The organism is Bacillus sp. RC242, assembly GCF_044908245.1.
Lineage (GTDB): Bacteria > Bacillota > Bacilli > Bacillales > Bacillaceae_G > Bacillus_A > Bacillus_A mycoides.
Genome location: NZ_JBIYCZ010000003.1, coordinates 362,954 through 381,303 on the forward strand (window position 1 = coordinate 362,954; position 18,350 = coordinate 381,303).

The 18,350-nt window shown below is 34.6% G+C and carries 19 protein-coding genes; 14 read left to right on the forward strand and 5 right to left on the reverse strand.

All coding sequences use genetic code 11. The features are described from left to right. Nucleotides 1–10 precede the first annotated feature (10 nt). Nucleotides 11–628 carry a LysE/ArgO family amino acid transporter gene (locus ABH957_RS08715; RefSeq protein ID WP_002031419.1) on the reverse strand — a complete coding sequence of 206 codons (618 nt, stop codon included), beginning with the start codon at nt 626–628 and terminating at the stop codon, nt 11–13. Nucleotides 629–750: 122 nt separating this feature from the next. Here ABH957_RS08715 and ABH957_RS08720 point away from each other — a divergent pair, with 122 nt between their 5' ends. Both ABH957_RS08720 and ABH957_RS08725 read left to right on the forward strand, forming a co-directional pair. Further along, a complete protein-coding gene (locus ABH957_RS08720) occupies nt 751–2,193 on the forward strand; it encodes an aminotransferase-like domain-containing protein (protein ID WP_404454948.1) in 1,443 nt (480 codons plus the stop codon). Nucleotides 2,194–2,205: 12 nt separating this feature from the next. Further along, on the forward strand, nt 2,206–2,373 hold the full coding sequence (locus ABH957_RS08725; RefSeq protein WP_002012388.1) for a DUF3933 family protein: 168 nt from the start codon (nt 2,206–2,208) through the stop codon (nt 2,371–2,373). 103 nt (nt 2,374–2,476) lie between these two features. Here ABH957_RS08725 and ABH957_RS08730 read toward each other — a convergent pair whose 3' ends face one another. Together ABH957_RS08730 and ABH957_RS08735 are read right to left on the reverse strand one after the other, a co-directional pair. Next, nucleotides 2,477–3,442 carry a patatin-like phospholipase family protein gene (locus tag ABH957_RS08730; protein ID WP_113938257.1) on the reverse strand — a complete coding sequence of 322 codons (966 nt, stop codon included), beginning with the start codon at nt 3,440–3,442 and terminating at the stop codon, nt 2,477–2,479. 82 nt (nt 3,443–3,524) lie between these two features. Continuing rightward, nucleotides 3,525–3,686, reverse strand: a complete 162-nt coding sequence (locus tag ABH957_RS08735; protein WP_002012392.1) for a YjcZ family sporulation protein — start codon at nt 3,684–3,686, stop codon at nt 3,525–3,527. 224 nt (nt 3,687–3,910) lie between these two features. Here ABH957_RS08735 and ABH957_RS08740 point away from each other — a divergent pair, with 224 nt between their 5' ends. The 4 genes from ABH957_RS08740 (at nt 3,911) to ABH957_RS08755 (ending at nt 6,769) form a co-directional block, all read left to right on the forward strand. Then, the gene (locus ABH957_RS08740; protein ID WP_113938259.1) at nt 3,911–4,663 is read left to right on the forward strand and encodes a YwqG family protein; all 753 of its coding nucleotides are present in this window, start codon (nt 3,911–3,913) and stop codon (nt 4,661–4,663) included. A gap of 147 nt (nt 4,664–4,810) precedes the next feature. Beyond that, nucleotides 4,811–5,971, forward strand: coding sequence for a transglutaminase domain-containing protein (locus ABH957_RS08745; RefSeq protein ID WP_404510983.1), 1,161 nt, complete (start codon nt 4,811–4,813; stop codon nt 5,969–5,971). Between the two features lie 108 nt (nt 5,972–6,079). After that, nucleotides 6,080–6,280 (forward strand): DUF4083 domain-containing protein, encoded by a 201-nt coding sequence (locus tag ABH957_RS08750; protein ID WP_002141377.1) that lies wholly within the window; start codon nt 6,080–6,082, stop codon nt 6,278–6,280. A gap of 27 nt (nt 6,281–6,307) precedes the next feature. Then, nucleotides 6,308–6,769 (forward strand): NUDIX hydrolase, encoded by a 462-nt coding sequence (locus ABH957_RS08755; protein ID WP_404510985.1) that lies wholly within the window; start codon nt 6,308–6,310, stop codon nt 6,767–6,769. Between the two features lie 44 nt (nt 6,770–6,813). On the opposite strand, the gene nadE is transcribed toward ABH957_RS08755, so the two are convergent. Next, nucleotides 6,814–7,632, reverse strand: a complete 819-nt coding sequence (nadE, locus tag ABH957_RS08760; RefSeq protein ID WP_215556074.1) for an ammonia-dependent NAD(+) synthetase — start codon at nt 7,630–7,632, stop codon at nt 6,814–6,816. Between the two features lie 264 nt (nt 7,633–7,896). On the opposite strand from nadE, the gene ABH957_RS08765 reads away from it, so the two are divergent. The 8 genes from ABH957_RS08765 (at nt 7,897) to ABH957_RS08800 (ending at nt 17,972) form a co-directional block, all read left to right on the forward strand. Beyond that, the gene (locus ABH957_RS08765) at nt 7,897–9,777 is read left to right on the forward strand and encodes an ABC transporter permease (protein ID WP_404510987.1); all 1,881 of its coding nucleotides are present in this window, start codon (nt 7,897–7,899) and stop codon (nt 9,775–9,777) included. Nucleotides 9,778–9,896: 119 nt separating this feature from the next. Beyond that, on the forward strand, nt 9,897–10,184 hold the full coding sequence (locus ABH957_RS08770; protein ID WP_002012401.1) for an AbrB/MazE/SpoVT family DNA-binding domain-containing protein: 288 nt from the start codon (nt 9,897–9,899) through the stop codon (nt 10,182–10,184). A gap of 463 nt (nt 10,185–10,647) precedes the next feature. Further along, a complete protein-coding gene (locus tag ABH957_RS08775) occupies nt 10,648–11,826 on the forward strand; it encodes a tyrosine-type recombinase/integrase (RefSeq protein ID WP_113710320.1) in 1,179 nt (392 codons plus the stop codon). Nucleotides 11,827–11,855: 29 nt separating this feature from the next. Next, nucleotides 11,856–13,991 (forward strand): tyrosine-type recombinase/integrase, encoded by a 2,136-nt coding sequence (locus tag ABH957_RS08780; RefSeq protein WP_264540612.1) that lies wholly within the window; start codon nt 11,856–11,858, stop codon nt 13,989–13,991. Then, complete coding sequence (locus tag ABH957_RS08785) at nt 13,984–14,379, forward strand: DUF6262 family protein (RefSeq protein ID WP_113710322.1); 396 nt, start codon at nt 13,984–13,986, stop codon at nt 14,377–14,379. Before ABH957_RS08780 ends, ABH957_RS08785 begins: the two co-directional genes overlap by 8 nt. A gap of 358 nt (nt 14,380–14,737) precedes the next feature. Beyond that, a complete protein-coding gene (locus ABH957_RS08790) occupies nt 14,738–15,538 on the forward strand; it encodes a CPBP family intramembrane glutamic endopeptidase (protein ID WP_000130117.1) in 801 nt (266 codons plus the stop codon). Nucleotides 15,539–16,000: 462 nt separating this feature from the next. Next, a complete protein-coding gene (locus ABH957_RS08795; RefSeq protein WP_404510990.1) occupies nt 16,001–16,588 on the forward strand; it encodes an HD domain-containing protein in 588 nt (195 codons plus the stop codon). Nucleotides 16,589–17,021: 433 nt separating this feature from the next. Beyond that, entirely contained in the window at nt 17,022–17,972 is a 951-nt protein-coding gene (locus tag ABH957_RS08800; RefSeq protein ID WP_404510992.1) for a serine protease, read from the forward strand. Nucleotides 17,973–18,012: 40 nt separating this feature from the next. Here ABH957_RS08800 and ABH957_RS08805 read toward each other — a convergent pair whose 3' ends face one another. Further along, entirely contained in the window at nt 18,013–18,321 is a 309-nt protein-coding gene (locus ABH957_RS08805) for an ArsR/SmtB family transcription factor (protein WP_016102179.1), read from the reverse strand. Nucleotides 18,322–18,350: the final 29 nt, after the last annotated feature.

Consider the following 18,350-nt stretch of genomic DNA (forward strand, 5'->3'; position numbering starts at 1 on the left):
TTCTCTTTAATTAGTTAGGAAAAACAACTTGTTTTAACATATAAAGTGCGACTCCCCATATGATTAGCCCTGAAATTTTATTTAATACTATAATCGTTTTTCCTGTCGAGTCAAATCCTTTTAGAAATTTTCCAGCAAAAGCTAAACTAATAAACCAGATCCAAGAAACTATAATTGTTGCAAAAGTGAAAGCCCATTTCTCACTTCCTATGTACTGTATAGAGTTTGTTCCGATTACACCAATTGTGTCTAAAATTGCGTGTGGATTTAGTAATGAAACTGATGCGGCGAAAATAATTTGATTTTTTAAAGGCATGCTTTTTTCTTGTTTTACATCATTTGAAGGATCGCTTCTCCAAATAACCCAGCCCATATACATAAGAAAGAAAAATCCAATCATATACAAGGTGGTTGTTAACCAAGAGAAAGTTAAGAGGACAAGAGAGACACCTTGTACAGCAATTAATATTAATAATGTATCACATATAGATGCAGTCAAGACTACAGGAGCAGCTCGCCAAATATTTGGTTGACTAGCGCCTTGGTTAAAGACGAAAACATTTTGGACACCTAATGGAATGATAAGACCAAATGCAAGGATGATACCGTGAATAATTGCTTCACTCATCAGATTACCTCCTACTTAATTTGATTAATTATGATAGTCTATATTGTATAGAAGAAATGAAAATTTGTATCCATCCATATGGTTGGATAGGTTACCAACCATAAAATATGTGAGGTGAGATAATGGAAAGGCTCGTTTGGAAACCTAATATGTCTTCATCTATTCCTTTGTATAAACAAATAGAATCTTATATAAAAGAGAGAATTGTTAATGGGGAATGGACAATTGGAACTAAATTACCTTCACAAAGAGCTTTGGCGCATGCGTTTGAAGTGAACCGAAGTACAATTGTAATGGCTTTCGATGAGTTAATAGCAAAAGGTTATATTGAGGGGAATGGACGGAAGGGAACAATTGTTATAAAAAATAGTGAGAATACTTCAACATATGCCCCGCCTCCAAACTGGCAGTCTTACGTAGAAACAGGACTTCATTATCCGAATCTTCCTGCTGTACAAGAGATTAATCAAGCTGAATTTACTCCCAATGTAATTCGATTAGGAACAGGTGAACTTTCACCGAGTCTCTTGCCTGAGAAAAAGATGAAGGGTATTATTAATAAAATTTTACAATCAAATGTTCCACTTGGGTATGAGGAACCGAAAGGAAATCTCCATTTAAGAGAAAAAATTGCGGAATATTTAAAAGGGCATGGGGTATATGTATCTCCTGACTCTATTTTAATTGTTTCAGGGGCAATTCAAGCATTGCAGCTTATTTCTATGGGGCTTCTTCCGAAAGGAGCGTCAATTTTATTAGAAAAACCATCATATTTATATTCGCTTAATGTATTTCAATCAGCAGGAATGCGCTTGATTGGAATACCAATGGATGAGAATGGTATAAATACTTCATACATTACAAAATATAAGAAACAATTTAACGCATCTATTTTATATACAATCCCATCTTTTCATAATCCGACCAATTTTAGTATGAACGCTAAGAAGAGGGAAGAAGTGATGGAGATATGTAATGAAATTGGATTACCTATTATTGAGGACGCGGTATATCAAGATTTATGGTTCGATGCACCAGTTTCAAAGCCTTTAAAGGCATATGATAAAAATGGTATCGTGCTACATATTGGAAGTATGTCCAAAGTCATTAGTCCTGGTTTAAGAATTGGGTGGGTTGTTGGATCAGAATCAGTTATTCAAAGATTAGCAGATATAAAAATGCAAACTGATTATGGTTCAAGTTCTATATCCCAGCAGATTGCAGCGGAGTGGTTTGAAAATAGATTGTATGATGAACATTTACAGTTTGTAAGAAGTGCATTGAAAAAACGTAGAGATTTTATGATAAGTATGTTAGAAAAGTATTGTAGTGGCATTGCAACTTGGCATGAGCCAGTAGGAAGCTTTTACATTTGGCTACATATAAATCTACCAATTTCGAATCGTAGTTTATTTGAAAAAGCTTTACAAGAAAAGGTGTTGTTAAACCCAGGCACTTTGTATGATAGAAGTGCTAACCAATTTTTACGTCTTTCTTATTCCTATGCAACTGTAGAAGAAATTGAAGTTGGAATAAAAAAGATTGCGCAATTAATTAAAGGGTAAAAGGAGAAAAACATGAAACAATATGTGATTTGCCAAATTATCGATGGGGATAAATATTTAGCTGCTTATGCGGAGACAAAACAGGATGCAGTTGAAAAAGCAGAACTGTTAGGATTAAGAACCGGAAACCGTTACATAGTAATTACCGCGGAAGAAGCTGAAGGGTTAACTTATCCTTAAGCAATGTGTGGTATGTAGGAGATAAATAAGCCTAGTAATATATGAAATTACTAGGCTTATTTACTATTAAAGCGTCAAGTCTTCTCGTATGAAAATAAAAGTATTATGAGTCAAGTTGACGGAAAAATCGATTCGTTTTTCGATCCTGATTTCCGTCTCTATATTCATCAACATATTGTCTGAAGTTCCAAGATTGTAAAAACTTATTTGCGGAGTTATAACCAGAATTGTACAGCCATTCTTTTTCTTCTTTCGTTAACTCAAAATTTGTACTTGTAATTGTCCCTGTAGGAATTGTAATTGTTCTTGCTTTTGATTCTTTATCTAAATGCCGTAAATCATGAGCTTGCATCATTGTTTTAAATAGTCCTTTGAACATGGAAATAGGTTCTTTATAATGGGCAGGATCAGCTTGAATTTCATCTTTTACAAAATGAAATCCAAAAGTCGGCCAGCGAGGAGAGGTAGGGGAGTCGAAAATCCAAATTGGGTAATTACTTAAAATCCCGCCATCAACCATATAACAAGGCTGCTTCCATTTTGGTGTTCTCCATTTTACTGGCTCAAAGAAGAAAGGGATTGTACTACTCATTCTTACTGCCTTAGCGATTGAGAAGCGATAATTTAAAAATCCGTAGTTTGGTAAGTCATCGGGGAAGACAACCATTTTACCGTTGCTTATATCAGAAGCTATAATTTTGAGTTTGTTTAAATCAGGTAGATCTGTAAATAAGTGAACGCCCTTTTTTCGCAGTAATTCTTCAAGCCACTCTTCTATAAATACATTGGAATAAATACCTAGAGTAGACCATGCACTTATTCCTTTACCGATAAACGGGATTCTATCAAGAAAAGTTTTCTTCATAAATTTATTATAATCAATGTCGGTTATTATTGTTTTTAATTCGGAACAAGAATATCCAGCTGCTAAAAGCGCTGCGATAATTGAACCAGCTGATGTTCCAGCTACGCGCTCCCATTCATATCCTTTTTCGGCTAACGCGCAAATTGCCCCCACATGCGCAATTCCGCGTACACCGCCTCCTTCAAAAACACCATCAATTTTCATTGAACATACTTCCTTTCTAAAAAATGAAAATGGAAAAAAAGCACGTATTGTACGTGCTTTTTTACAATAGTTTTTAAGTTTACTAGCAGCCTACAAAGCCGCCCCAACAGCTAGCCCCGATGATGATTAGAAGGATAAATAAAACGATTAATAAAGCGAAACCTCCATAACCACAACCGCCACCACAACTACCGCCGTAACCGTAACCACCGCCGTAACCGCCGCAACTATATCCGTAACCCATGTGGAATTCCTCCTTAAATTAAAAATAAAAATGAACGAGGGGAAAATGTACTGGAAGAAATAAAGAACTATCGTGTTTGTAGGAACAATGTATACTATGCTTTTTTAAACTTGTTCGCGTACGAGGGATAAGCCCGTTTTTTGGAGGGCTTGTTGAATTTACAATGAATGAAGTATAATCTTTGTGCTATGATACAAATAAGTATGTAAATGTAAGGAGAATTTATGGAACAGAAAATTGAAATATTAATTGATAAATATGAACTAACACATTTGAAACAGGAACTTATTAATACTGTATTTCCTTGTGTAAAAGTTGTGCCAAAACAACAGGAAATAATTGCGATAGGCAGTTCGAAAATGGGCGGAGTTCCTGATTTGCCAAATACATTTGAATATCCAACATACAAAGAGAATCCGTTACGTTTTATCGCACAATTTAATTTAAGTGATTTACAAAACGTTGGTATGGATCACAATCTTCCTAAGACAGGGATGTTATATTTCTTTAGTATTGAAAATTACTTTGAAGAAGATGTGGATCCAACCGAAGCTGGACGTGTAATTTATTATGATATCCCTGTAGAGCAATTACGTAGAGCAGATGAAATACAAGCGAAATATAACCAGTGTGCAATTACTTTTGAACTGACGTATAAATTACCGGAGCTTTTCATTGAAGATGAGGCGGATTCAGATCGTTTCTTGCAATTACTTGAAGAGCTAATCCCAGACAACTATGATAATCATCAAATGTTTGGAGAACCATTCTCTGTACAAGATGAGGTATTGTACGAGACTGGACAATATATGGGGATAGATCCACAGCATATGACGCTCTTATTCCAAATTGATTCAGATACTAAAAATTGTAATATGATGTGGGGAGATTTAGGGATGCTTTATTTCTGTATTGGAAATGAAGACTTGAAAAATCGCCATTTTGAAAATACATGCTGTGTGTTGCAAACTTGCTAAAAAAAGGGTTGTTCTTTTTCTAAAAGAACAACCCTTTTAAAAATGTTAAATATGCATAATCTCATATGACCTATTTTGAAAAGTATTGTATACTCTGAAACTATACGATACTTTTTTGTATAGTTATAGAATGTAAGGAGTGACAAGATGGGAAAGACAAGTAAGTATGTGACAGCTGCCGCACTTTGTTCAACTATAGTAATGGGAGGCTTACAAGCGTCATCTGTATCTTATGCGGCTACGAATCCGACTACAGTGACAACACAATCAGATGCAGAGTTGTTAAATGATTTCAGAAAAGAATTAAAAAAACAGATTGATAATAGAGAAGAAAATATTACAATCACATATAAAACAAAAGATAGAAATGCTAGAAATATTATGGACCAATTGTATGGCGAGTTTAATAAAATTGTAGATGCTGATGAGTATGTAAAATATAATGTAGCGTCTACTAAATATTCTATAAAAGGGATGCCAGGGAATTATACATTTACATTACAAGTGAAGTATCGTGAATCAAAAGAGCAAACACAGTATGTAAAGTCTCAGGCGAAAGCAATTGTAAATTCTATTATTAAACAAGGCATGGATGAACATGAAAAAGTGAAAGCTATTCATGATTATGTTGTGAAAGAAGTATCATATGATACTTCTTATCAAGCATATACAGCGTATGAAGCGTTAGCGAATCGTTCTGCCGTTTGCCAAGGATATACATTGTTAACATATCAATTACTAAAAGAAGCAGGTATTCAAAATCATATTGTAACAGGTACAGGGAATGGACAAGCTCACGCATGGAATTTAGTGAACATTGATAACAAGTGGTACCACCTTGACACTACATTCGATGATCCAGTTCCTGATAAAGCTGGGCGCGTAACATATTCATATTTTAATATGTCTGATGAACAATTAAGCAAGGACCATGAATGGGATCGTAGTGAATATCCAGCGGCAACTACAAGCTACTTCAACGAATTAATAAGCAAAATAAAAGTCGGTAGTTCAAAAACTGCTGTATATGAACAAATGTTAAATGAAACAAATTTAAAGTATTTATCTGCACAATACGGAGCGGAAAATTACAATGAGTTTAAGAAAAAATTACAGCAACAATTTGCTTCCAAGCCAGAAAAAGTAGAAGTACGATATAAGCAGTCAATGGATGGAACGATGCAAGATATAAAGAAAGTACTAGATGAAATAGCTTGGCCAAAAGGTGCAAAGCGTGTATCTTATCAAGTTGCGCCATATAGTGCAATGGCAGGTTATTCATTAGCGACAATTACATTTACGTATTAATGAAAAAGAGCATCTTTAAAAGGTGCTCTTTTTGCGTTTGATTATAATTCTAGTGACTATTTAGAATTATGTGATAAAATAATTGAAAATAGAGGATGTGATAGCTGAATGAATTTGTTCGAAAATAATATATTTGCATTGATATATTTTTGTCTAGTAATCGGACTTATCGTTTTGTTTTTTGTATCATTTACTCTGTTCATTAAAAGATTATTGCAAAACAACACTATGAAAAAACAACATGTGATTAATATGAATCAGAAGTTAGATCGGATTATTGAATTGCTTGAAAAAGATAAAAAAGAATAATGGAAGATGGATAAAAAGGAGAAGCAGATGGCGAATTATATAAAGGAATTACGTGAAAAAATAGGGCATGATTATGTTATTTTGAATTTTGCAGGAGGTTGTGTATTTAATGAATTTGGTGAAGTGCTTCTGCAAAAAAGAGGAGACTTTAATGCCTGGGGATTTCCAGGCGGTGCAATGGAAATCGGGGAATCTGCGGCAGAAACTGCGATTCGAGAAATAAAAGAAGAAACAGGATATGATGTGGAAATTGATGAGCTCATTGGTGTGTATACGAAATATTTTCAAACATATCCGAATGGAGATCAGGCACAGGCAATTGTAATATTCTTTAAGTTTTCAATCGTTGGAGGGAATACAAAAATAGACGGTGATGAAACGTTAGATTTGCAGTTTTTCCCTTTAGACAAAATGCCGCCATTGTTTAATAAACAACATGAAGATTGCTTGCAGGATTTATTAGAGAAAAGAGTAGGGGTATGTCGTTAACGTATAAAAAAGAAGCTAAATGAGATTAGCTTCTTTTTTATGTTCTATTTCCACCAATCATCAAACATTGATGCTGGTACTTGTCTTTTATGTTCACTCACTTTGTAACGCTTCTCGATCTTTTCAGCAACGTCAGCTGGAACGGATTTACCTTCTAAATAGTCATCTAATTGATCGTAAGTAATGCCTAGCTCTGTTTCATCAGCTTGACCTGGTTTTTCATCTAATAAATCAGCTGTTGGCATTTTTAAGTAAAGTCGCTCGTCTGCACCTAATTCTTGTAATAAATCACGTCCTTGGCGTTTCGTTAATCCCGTTAATGGTAATAAATCTGCACCGCCATCTCCGAATTTTGTGAAGAAACCTGTTACAGCTTCAGCAGCATGATCAGTTCCGATAACGAGTAGTCCTTGTTGTCCGCCGATTGCGTATTGTGTAACCATGCGAATGCGTGCTTTTACGTTTCCTTTATTGAAATCTGTTAATGATTCACCTAATAAGTTTTCGTATTGATTTGAGAAGGCATCAACTGTTGAAGCGATATCAAAAGCAACAGACTGATCAGCTTGAATAAATTGTAATGCTAATTGTGCATCATCTTCATCTTTTTGTACTTTGTATGGAAGACGTACGGAGATAAACGTTGCGTTACCACCTTCATTACGAACTTCTTCGACTGCAAGCTGTGCTAAACGTCCTGCTAGTGTAGAGTCTTGTCCGCCGCTAATTCCAAGTACAAATCCTTTTGCACCTGTAGTTTTTAAATAATCTTTTAAGAAATCAATTCGTTTACGAATTTCTACTTTCGGATCAATTACAGGCTGAACATGTAATGATTTCATAATTTGTTCTTGTAATGTCATTATGTTTTCCTCCTATTCATATTAAAGCGGTAAATAAGTTTATATGTATATTGGTACATACTTCTATCCTTTATTATTTCGCAAAACTAACGAATATACAATAGGATGCGTGTATGAATGTAGTCATTATAATGAAACTGTTTTATATAAGCAATTGTTTAAAACCTTTCAATAATGTAAGGTTTTTGTCATTTGAATCGATGGAAGTTATTTCCGTACTTTACTAATATAAAAGCATAGTTAGTAGAAGGGCGGAGAAGTAGTATGAACATTAGAGAACTCGCATTTCGAAATGTAACGCGAAATAGACGAACATACTCAGCTTATTTTTTGAGTAGTGCATTTGCAATTATGGCCTTTTTTGTGTATTCATTTTTTGCGTTTCATCCAGCATTAAGTGCGGGAGAATTAGGACGGTACGTATTCGTAAGTATGTCTTTTGCGCAGTCCATTATTTACTTATTTACATTTTTCTTTATTTTATATTCAATGGGAATGTTTTTGAAAACGAGAAAGCGTGAACTAGGAATTTTAATGATGCTAGGTATGACGAAATATCAATTAAAGCGTCTTATCTTCTTTGAAAATATCATGATTGGAATAGGGGCAATAATTTTTGGGATTCTTTCAGGTATGTTGTTTTCAGGAATATTAATATTTGTAGCTCCGATGATATTAAAACTAGATATCTCTTTATCCTATTACATACCGATGAAAGCGATTGTTGTAACGAGTATTATGTTTTTCGTATTATTTATGATCATTTCATTGTTTAGTGCAGGAATGGTTCGTAAAAATAAAATTATGAAATTGTTTAGAGGATCAGCAGAGGCGAAGCCAGAACCGAAGGCATCTATAATTTCTTCTATATTAGCAGTAGTATTGCTTAGTGCTGGTTATGCAGGAGCTCTTATGTCACATGGTGCAATGGTATTTATAATGATGATTCCTGTTACAACGGTAGTCATTATTGGTACGTATTTGCTGTACAAGCAGTTGAGCGTCTTTATTATTAGACTATGTAAAAAAAGTAAACGTTTCTATTGGACACAGACAAATATTATTACTTTGTCAGATTTAGCATACCGTATGAGAGATAACGCAAGAATGTTCTTTATTGTAACGATTATTTCAACAGTAGCATTTTCAGCAATAGGTACATTGGTTGGGTTTGCTTCGATGACGAAAGAAATTATGGACAGACCAATTGCGTTTCACTATCAGTCTAAGCAAGGTAATAGCAATGAGTCACAGCATCTGAAAATCATTGACGAAGGATTAAAGAAACATAATATAGCAGCTTCAAAAATAAATATTTCATCGAAGAAAACGGAGGAGCAGTCGTTAAGAAGCGCCATTTTTATAAAAGAATCAGATTATAAAGAATATGCAAAGTTAACAGGAGAACCATTTAATACTGTATCAAATAAAGAGGCTTTATTTTTGTCAGTCGAAATACCCGGACCACCGATGAAAGAAAGAAAAGAAATTACTTTACCAAATATGAATGAACCTTTAAATGTGAAAAAAGTTAATACTTCTTCATTGAGTAAAATACTAAGAGGTAATGTGTATGTAATCTCTAAAAATCAATATGATTCATTACAAGAGGGATTTAAAGAAGAAAAAGATTATATGTATAAAACACAATCCGCGAAAGATGAAATTGAGGTTGGTAAAGAGCTTACGAATCAGATTAAGCCTTATCAAGAACATTCAACGTTTAGTGCAGAAGAGTACGATCAAAATCAAAGTCTACAAATCGCAGGACCCATTTTATTTGTAGGTTTCTTTATTGGTATTGTATTTTTCGTTTGTGCAGGAAGCTTCCTTTACTTCCGTTTATTTTCAGATTTGGAGGACGATACTCGTTTATTTGAAATGATTCGAAAAGTTGGATTGACGAGAGGGGAATTATCGAAAGTAGTCACAATCCGCTTAGCGCTTTTATTCTTCGTTCCAGTTGGAGTTGCAACATTACACGGGGCAGTAGCATTAACTGCGTTAGGACAAATGTTTGAGTACTCACTGTTTAAAGAAAATACAATTGTATTAAGTATTTTCGTAGGTATTCAAGTTGTATACTTCTTAATTATACGATCGCGTTATTTAAAACAATTGAAAGAAAGATTGAATATTCGTTAAATGTGTTTTTTTAACTTTTGTACTATATTTTCTAAAAAGAGTAAGGCATTACCAAATATATAGTGATAAAATAAAAATAGCGAGGTGAAAAAAATAATAGAGAGTAAGGGGGGAGTAACATGAAAGCAACAGGAATTATTCGAAAAGTAGATGAATTGGGACGGATAGTTATTCCTAAAGAATTACGGGATGTATTAGGAATACAAATCAAATCACCACTTGAAATTTTTGTAGAAGAAGACAAAGTCATTTTACAAAAATATCAACCATACAATGCTTGTCAAATAACAGGTGATGTTTCAGATCAAAATATTTCATTAGCAAATGGAAACATTACTGTTAGTATAGAAGGCGCAAAACATGTAATAAAAGAAATTGAGCAGTTTTTGAACAAGAGTAAGATTTAGTCTTAATTTATCCCGCTATTTGTGGGCAGTAAAACTCCCACCTCAAAACTCGGCTGAAGCAAAGAAGTTAGGTGGGAGATCAATTGCCCGTAAACGCCCGATTGGTGAGGGCTAATAATCAGTGGGGGATGAACACCCCCCACTGATTATAGTTTCACTTTATATTATTCTTTTGAAAAACTGAAAAAGAAAAGGACCATTTAATTTAAATTAAGGTAATAATGTGTAGGATAGTTAGTCCATTATGAGGGCTGATTATCCTTTTTTATTTACATAACGAATGAAATAAATGAAGATTGAATATTCGGTTTAATGAGTATAATATGGATATATAATTAGAAATGTTTGTTTGGTTTTGGGAGGAGGACAGAGCCTCGGTGCGAGGACCTTAAAAACAACAATGACGGTAGGCTCTATGGGTAGAACTACTATTAAAAATAATGATTAACGGGAGAGTATTCTTATGAGAGTGGAAGAGATATCTGTTGACAATACAAAAGCCTACCTTCTACTGGACACAAATGGGTTACCTGTTGAACCTGTTGCAAAGTATATGAAATACCTTCATAACAGGGAGAGTAGCAGCAATACTTTAAAGACTTACTGTACGGCTTTAAAACATTACTTTACATATCTGGAACAAGTAAAGATTGGTTATCAAGAAATCAACTTTCAGAGACTATCTAACTTTGTTGTTTGGCTTAGAAACCCTTACGAAAACAATAATGTTGTACCTCATAAAACAACAAAAGCTAAACGCAGGGAAAGCACAGTAAACAATTACCTTACGGTCGTGACATCCTTTTATGATTACCTATACCGAAATGATTTAGTTGACTCAGATCTTGTGGAAAAGCTTATGAAGAAGATGTTCATTGGCGCTGGTGGAAATGGGTACAAGGGTTTCTTACATCACGTAAATGAAGGGAAACCAATATCTAAAAACGTCCTTAAATTAGATGAACCGAGAGAAAGAGTAAGAGTATTTACAAAAGAACAAATTAATTTAATCTATCAATCTACAACGAACATTAGGGATAAATTTCTGGTGCGGTTGCTTTTTGAAAGTGGATTGCGTATTGGAGAGGTTCTCTCCCTGTTTCTCGAAGACTTTCAATTTGATGTCAAACAAAGAAAACACAAAATCCAACTGATAGATAGAGGGGAACTACCAAACGGAGGTAAATTGAAGACCGGAGAGAGAAGAATAGATATCTCTCAAGGACTCATGGATTTATACGACGATTATTTGTACGAAGTGCTTGATGAATATAATCCAGACCATAACTTTGTGTTTGTGAAAATTTGGGGGAAGAATGCCGGGAAGCCCCTTACCTATTCTGATGTCTATGCGACCTTCAAAGAGGTTGAGAAGAGAACAGGCATACATATTACTCCGCATATGTTCCGACACACTCACGGAACGATTTATTACCTTCAAACGAAAAACATTAAGATGGTGCAAGAGCGCCTAGGTCATGCACAAATACAGACAACAATGAACTTATACGTCCACCCTTCCGAAGATGATATCCGCAAGGATTGGGAGAAGGCTTCTCCTGCCTTTGAGATTGGGCGAAGAAAAGAGAACAAAGAGGAAGACTTTCAATCAGGTATTCCTGATGAAGCAGTTCCTTTTTAAACGAGATTGGCATTTTAGGAGGAAAGTCATTGGATAAAATCATAGCAAATAATTCACTCCCACAAAGCGAATATTGGAACTTAATTACCTCCACCCTCTCCTCTTACGAGGTTAAAGATGTGTCCAGTGATGGCACGGTAAAAAGAAGACTTGTGAAAGATGATTACTTTTTAGTCAATGACGTTTGGAACGTTAACGATATTGGTCAAATTCCTAATTTTGAAGAGCAATTCAATAAATACAAAGGAACAACTAAAAATATAAAGTTCTGTATCGAAAATTATACCATTGGCTTAGAACTTAAATTTGTTTTCTATCATAAGTTGTTTAACGATGAACCGAGTTTTTACAGCCTTGTTTATGGCTACAAAACATCCATAAACAAATTAGTTTTATTTCTTAACGAAAAGCATTCCCACCTCCATTCTCTCCTTGAATTAGATGTTGAAAAGACTGAGAAACAGTGGATTTTGTGGTTGAACAACAAAGGTGTAAAAACAACCCAAACAAAGAAAAGTATCCAATATGGTGAACTCGAAGTTAAAACAACTACAGCGAACTTCTTTCGTTCCCTGTATGGAAAATTATTCAATATAACAGATGATCGTGAAGAATGGGAGAAAGATAGATGGAATGTTAGGGTGTTATATGACAAATATGGGGTGACATATAATGCATCGGTAACGCATTATTTTCTTGACTTCACAAGTATTCAAAACGCTGTTTTTAAACAGTATTTAAAAAAATATATCAAAACTAGATTACTTGGTGGTGGAAAATTTTCGTGGTCATCAGCTCGTGAATATTTAAGAAATGTTCCTAAGTTTTTAAATTTCATTAGTGAGCTAGAGCCTGAATGGAATGATTTAAATGGTCTTACAAGACAGCATATCGAAAAGTATTTGGAGTTTCTTCGTCATTATGCCCGAAATAATTTGAAAAATAAAAATGCTAATCCAAAACAACACATATTTGATAACCTAAAACGTGTTAATACATTTTTGAAAGATACCCAACGTTTTGATTACAGTATAGCACCTGAGAAATCAACTGCAAAATTACTTTACTCTGAGGACTATCCACGTCTTGATAAGAAATCAGATGACGATATTGATTACATTCCTGAACATGTATTGGAGCAGTTATTTGAAAACATTAGCGACCTTCATCCAGACGTACAACCTATCGTGTGGGTTGCTTTTAAAACTGGATTGCGTATCAGCGATACATTAGGATTAACACAGGACTGTTTGGTTCAGCTAAATGGCAAATATTCTATTCAAACCGATATTGAAAAAACATATGTAAAAGGTCATAAAATTCCGATTGACGACCAATTAGCCAATATGATAGCCGTTTTAATACACAACTCCAAGGAACTCAGCAATGAGGATAACAACCCTGATAAATATATTTTTGTTCGGTACAATGGTTCCCGTAAGGGGAAACCATTTTCACAAGGATGGGTGCAAAGCAAACTTAACGAACTAGCAATCGAAAAGAACATTACTGACGAAATAGGCAACGTCTTCCACTTCAAATCACACCAATTTAGACACACTTATGCGGTGAAAATGTTAAATGGTGGAGCTGATATTTTAACTGTGCAGGGGCTATTGGCTCATGCTTCTCCTGAAATGACGATGCGATATGCCCGTTTATTGGATGATACGAAACGCAAGGAGTTCGAGAAGGTTATTAAGCAAGGTGTATTTAGCTTTGACCTAAATGGGGAAATTCATCAGGTCTCAGAAGCTGAAGACATCCCTGAAGACATCATGGATATGATGTGGAAAGACGAAAAGTTAAACGCATTGGACAACCCTTACGGGACTTGTCGCGCCAGAGTGAATGGAAACTGTCCATTATCAGCAGAACCCCCTTGTCTCACAGCAAACGATGGAAAGCCTTGTTTTGATTTAGCTGTAGGTATGACGAGTTTTGATGTTAAAAAGTATGAGCTTCTCATAGAAACGACGACAAAGTGGATTGAAGCCTCAAAAGAATATGGTCGCGAAGATATGGTTAAAGCAAACGAAAAGAACTTGGAGAGATACCAAAACATTTATGAAACAATCAAGGGTGGAAATGTCATTTTTGGACGATTTGACCGGATGAAGAGACAATTAGAACGTAAGAAAAGGGAAGGTGTTAAGCGTGGCTAATTTCGACCGTGAGGAGCAACTGAGGCAGCTACACGAAAAAAGGAAACAGACAACTATAGCCAAGGTTGAGGAAGCGATTAAACGTCTAACCAAGAGCTCTAAGGCAATTAACTTTAATAGCGTGGCAGCAGAAGCTGGGGTGAGCAAAGCAACGCTTTATAACCATAATGAGCTCAAAGAGCGTATCAATTTCTTACGAAATCAACAAGAAAAGACATTTGTAGACTCTCGAATTAAACGAGATGAGAACAATCAAAATGCCGTAATCGCTTCTCTCAAAAGAAGAATTGAAAAGTTAGAAAAAAAAAATAAGCAATTAGAGGAGGAGAATAAACGATTACGCGAAAAAGAAAACAAAAAACTTACGGAATATTTTAAGATGATATAATTCTTCTTCTGTGCAGTGATAATAAAGCTGTTTATAGAACGGATATTTTTATTTAACTATAGGAAGTTTTTGATGTTGTAGAGTGATAATAAAGTAGTTTAATAAGTTGGGAAGTAATGCTTAACTACTTGATAAAGCATGAGCTAATGAAGTACCGGAAAAATAACTGTACCACGAAATAGTGCCATAATTGGGGCTTAGAAACAAGTCGATAAATTAGAATTTGTAATGGAGATTATTTATATTTTGTGCGGAGCGCAACTTTGAATTGGCAGAAAGCAAACATTAGGTGATAAAAGTCAAAGCGTCCATCCGTTAAAATTTAATGTATACATTTAAAATGTGAGGTGAAGAAATCATGACAGACAAAAAAATCACAGTACAATTTACGATGCTGACATTTTGCATAGCCTATCTTGTGTCAGGTGCTTTGATTGCTCTTGGGCAATTCGGATATTCGGTTCACAATTGGGTTCACTCGTTACAGCAATTCGGGATGAATATCCCCTTTGCAATCTATATTTTGTCGCCCGCTATTGCTTCATATATCGTTCTGAAGAAAAATAACAAAATAGCAGGTTTCAAGGAATGGTTGAGAACTGTTTTTTATGCCAAAAATAGCATATCTCTCTATTTGTTCGTTGTTGCAGGACTTGCACTGTATTTTTTGATACATATTGCAGTTTCAGGCCACACGGAAATGGTGCTTCCATTTTATACGTTCTTCCTTTCCCTGCTTGGTAATCTTATTATCGGTGGCTTGGAGGAAGCTGGCTGGATGTACATATTGCAGCCTGAGCTTGACAAAAAATACGGTTTTGTTTTGTCTTCTGTTTTTGTTGGAATCATTTGGATTTTATGGCATATCCCTCTCTTCTTCATTCCGGGGACGAATCACGGAGAGGGACTCATTAACTTTTGGATGTTTGCAGTTCAACTCATTGCGTTTCGGTTTTTCAACGGGGCAATCTACAAAATATCAGGAAAAGGCCGTGTGTTTATGTGCGTATTATTCCACACCATGTTCAATGCGGCATCCCCCATCTTCGGCACCATGACTATGACTTGGGCGGGAACCATTGCCGCAAATGCTGTGATTGTTCTTGTTTCAATTGTAACCGTTGTGATATACGACAAAAAGAACAGGCGAATAGTATAAGCATAATCCGTGTTCGCCAAATTCCAGTTTGTTGAATAGCCGTTTATATAAACGAAACGTCTTTGCAGGAGTGGCGAAGCCACGACTACATGAACAGCCCCCCATTATCTAACAGGGGCGCAAATTAACCTATAATTCCCCTTTCTGAAAGAAATGTGATTAACATCAATGTGTAAGATTGTGAAATGTTGTACTTAAAGTAACAGGTGCTTTAGTTGAAAAAAATTAAACAACTTTATTATCATTTTAAGTAACAATATTCTTTTAGATCAATTCAGTTTTAAACAACTTTTTTAAAGCCTTATTACATTTGATATGTAGTAAGGCTCTTGCTTTATTATAGCGAATTAAACAACTTTATTATCACTCTACAGATGTATTAATATTTGATTTAATTGAGAAAGGATTGGTATACTATTGTCGGTTTTTTGTTTATTCAATTAAAGAAAACGGATCTATAATGTGGGAGGAAATCAAATACATTTATTAAAAATAAAGGAGCTGTTGAAATTGGACACTATTCAATTAATTGAAGATTTCATATTACCTTACTATGCTCAAAAAGATATAATGCACAATGTTGAACATATAAAAAGAATTTTAAATTTATCTCTAGAAATGGCTAAAATATATAAAAATAAAGTAGATGAGGATTTACTTAAATATGGCGCATATTTTCACGGAGTAATATATGAAGAAGAGATAAGAATAAGTATTGAAGAATTTTTTAAGGGTATTGGGTTTAGTGGAGAAAAAATAAAACGAATTCTAGAAGTAGCAGACGGTTCTCAAAAGGATGGAAAACCAGAAAGCCTAGAAGCTAAAATTCTCCACGATGCACATTTACTTGAGGGTGGAGAGACATTTTTAATTGTTAAATCTTTAATCACTGGATCACTCAGGGGACAATCCTTACTGGAAACGATTGAATATCTAGAAACAAATATACTTAATAAACATCATTGTTACTTACCCGAAAATATTGAAAAATACAAGGAAAAGGAAAAGTTCGCTTTTGACTTTCTATACAAACTCAAAACACATATATAATTTTTAATTTGTGAAGTTTTGTACTTAAATTATATGAGGGGTTTTATGGAATATTTGGACTCTGAATAAATAGAAATTTTTAACAATAAAAAATCTTTGTATAAAATGAAATTTAGTCAACAGTCTACATCTTTATTTTATTAAATTTAAAACATAAGAATAGATAAATACAATTAAACCAATGATGTTTAGTCTAAATCATTATTTTAACTAAACAAGGACCACACATATTAGACATGTTTAATATGTGTGGTCCTTTTAATTTCAACTGTTTCACTTACCTAACCTAAATATAATGCGAAGGGTCCTTTTCTTTTGTTTATTGAGAAACATTTGAGAGGAAGGGAAATGGAACGAATAAAACGAATGTTAAATCTAAACGCATTCAATAGTGGTCTGAAATGAAAATAATATATTTTCAGGAGGGATTACGATGAATAGTAGTACAGCGAATAAACAAAAAGGCATTAAATTAATTCCGTTTACTGTAAATAAAGTGGTTGAACAAGTAAATGAAATTCCACCAGGTGTACAATTGATTCATGCTCCGCAAGTATGGGAAAAGAGCGCGAAAGGAAAAGACATTGTCGTTGCTGTTTTAGATACAGGTTGTGATGTAAATCATGTAGATTTAAAAGATCGTATTATTGGTGGGAGAAATTTCACGAAAGATTATGAAGGAAATCCCAATATTTATCTTGATAATAATGGGCATGGTACTCATGTAGCGGGGACAATTGCAGCGACTGAAAATGGAGTGGGTGTTTTAGGAGTCGCACCACTTGCTAAAATGTTAGTTTTAAAAGTATTAGCTGGAGACGGTTCTGGAAGTTATGAGCAAATTATTGAGGCCATTCATTATGCTGTAAATTGGAGAGGACCGAATAAAGAGAAAGTGAGAATTATTTCAATGTCACTTGGTGGTCCGCAAGATGTACCAGAGTTACATGAAGCTATTCAAAATGCGGTAAAACAAAACGTACTTGTCGTGTGCGCTGCAGGAAATGATGGAGATTGTAACGATGATACTGAAGAATTAGATTTTCCAGGTGCTTATTCTGAAGTAATTGAAGTAGGTGCTGTTAATTTAGAGCGGAAAATTTCATGCTTTAGTAATTCAAATCAAGAAATTGATTTAGTAGCGCCGGGTGATGAAATACTGTCTACGTATCCAGAGGGGAAATATGCGGTATTAAGTGGTACTTCAATGGCGACGCCGCATGTCGCTGGGGCGTTAGCACTTCTCATTAAGCAGTGTGAGAGAGAGTACGGTAGAAAATTATCAGAGCCGGAAATATACGCGCAACTTATAAAAAGGACTGTACCTTTAGGGTATGAACGTACATCTGAAGGGAATGGATTAATAGATTTATTAAAAGAATAGTAATTACTAAAAAACATCTCATATTTATATGAGATGTTTTTTAGTATGGTTCTGTCGCATGTATTACAACATCTAATAAACCAGGGAATCGAGCATTTAAATCATCTTCACGAATTGAAATGAAACGTTGCGTTCCCTCAAGTCGTGTAAACATAACACCAGATTCACGTAAAACTTTGAAATGATGAGATAAAGTTGATTTTGCAATTGGAATGTTTAACGCGCCACAAGATTGTTCATTTTTCTCTAGTAGCATAGTTACAATTTGTAAACGAATTTGATCGCTAAGTGCATATAAGACAGAAGAGAATTGAATTTCTTCTCGATTTGGATGATAGAGAGTACGCATTTTTTCACCTGCTTGTATAAGTTAATATA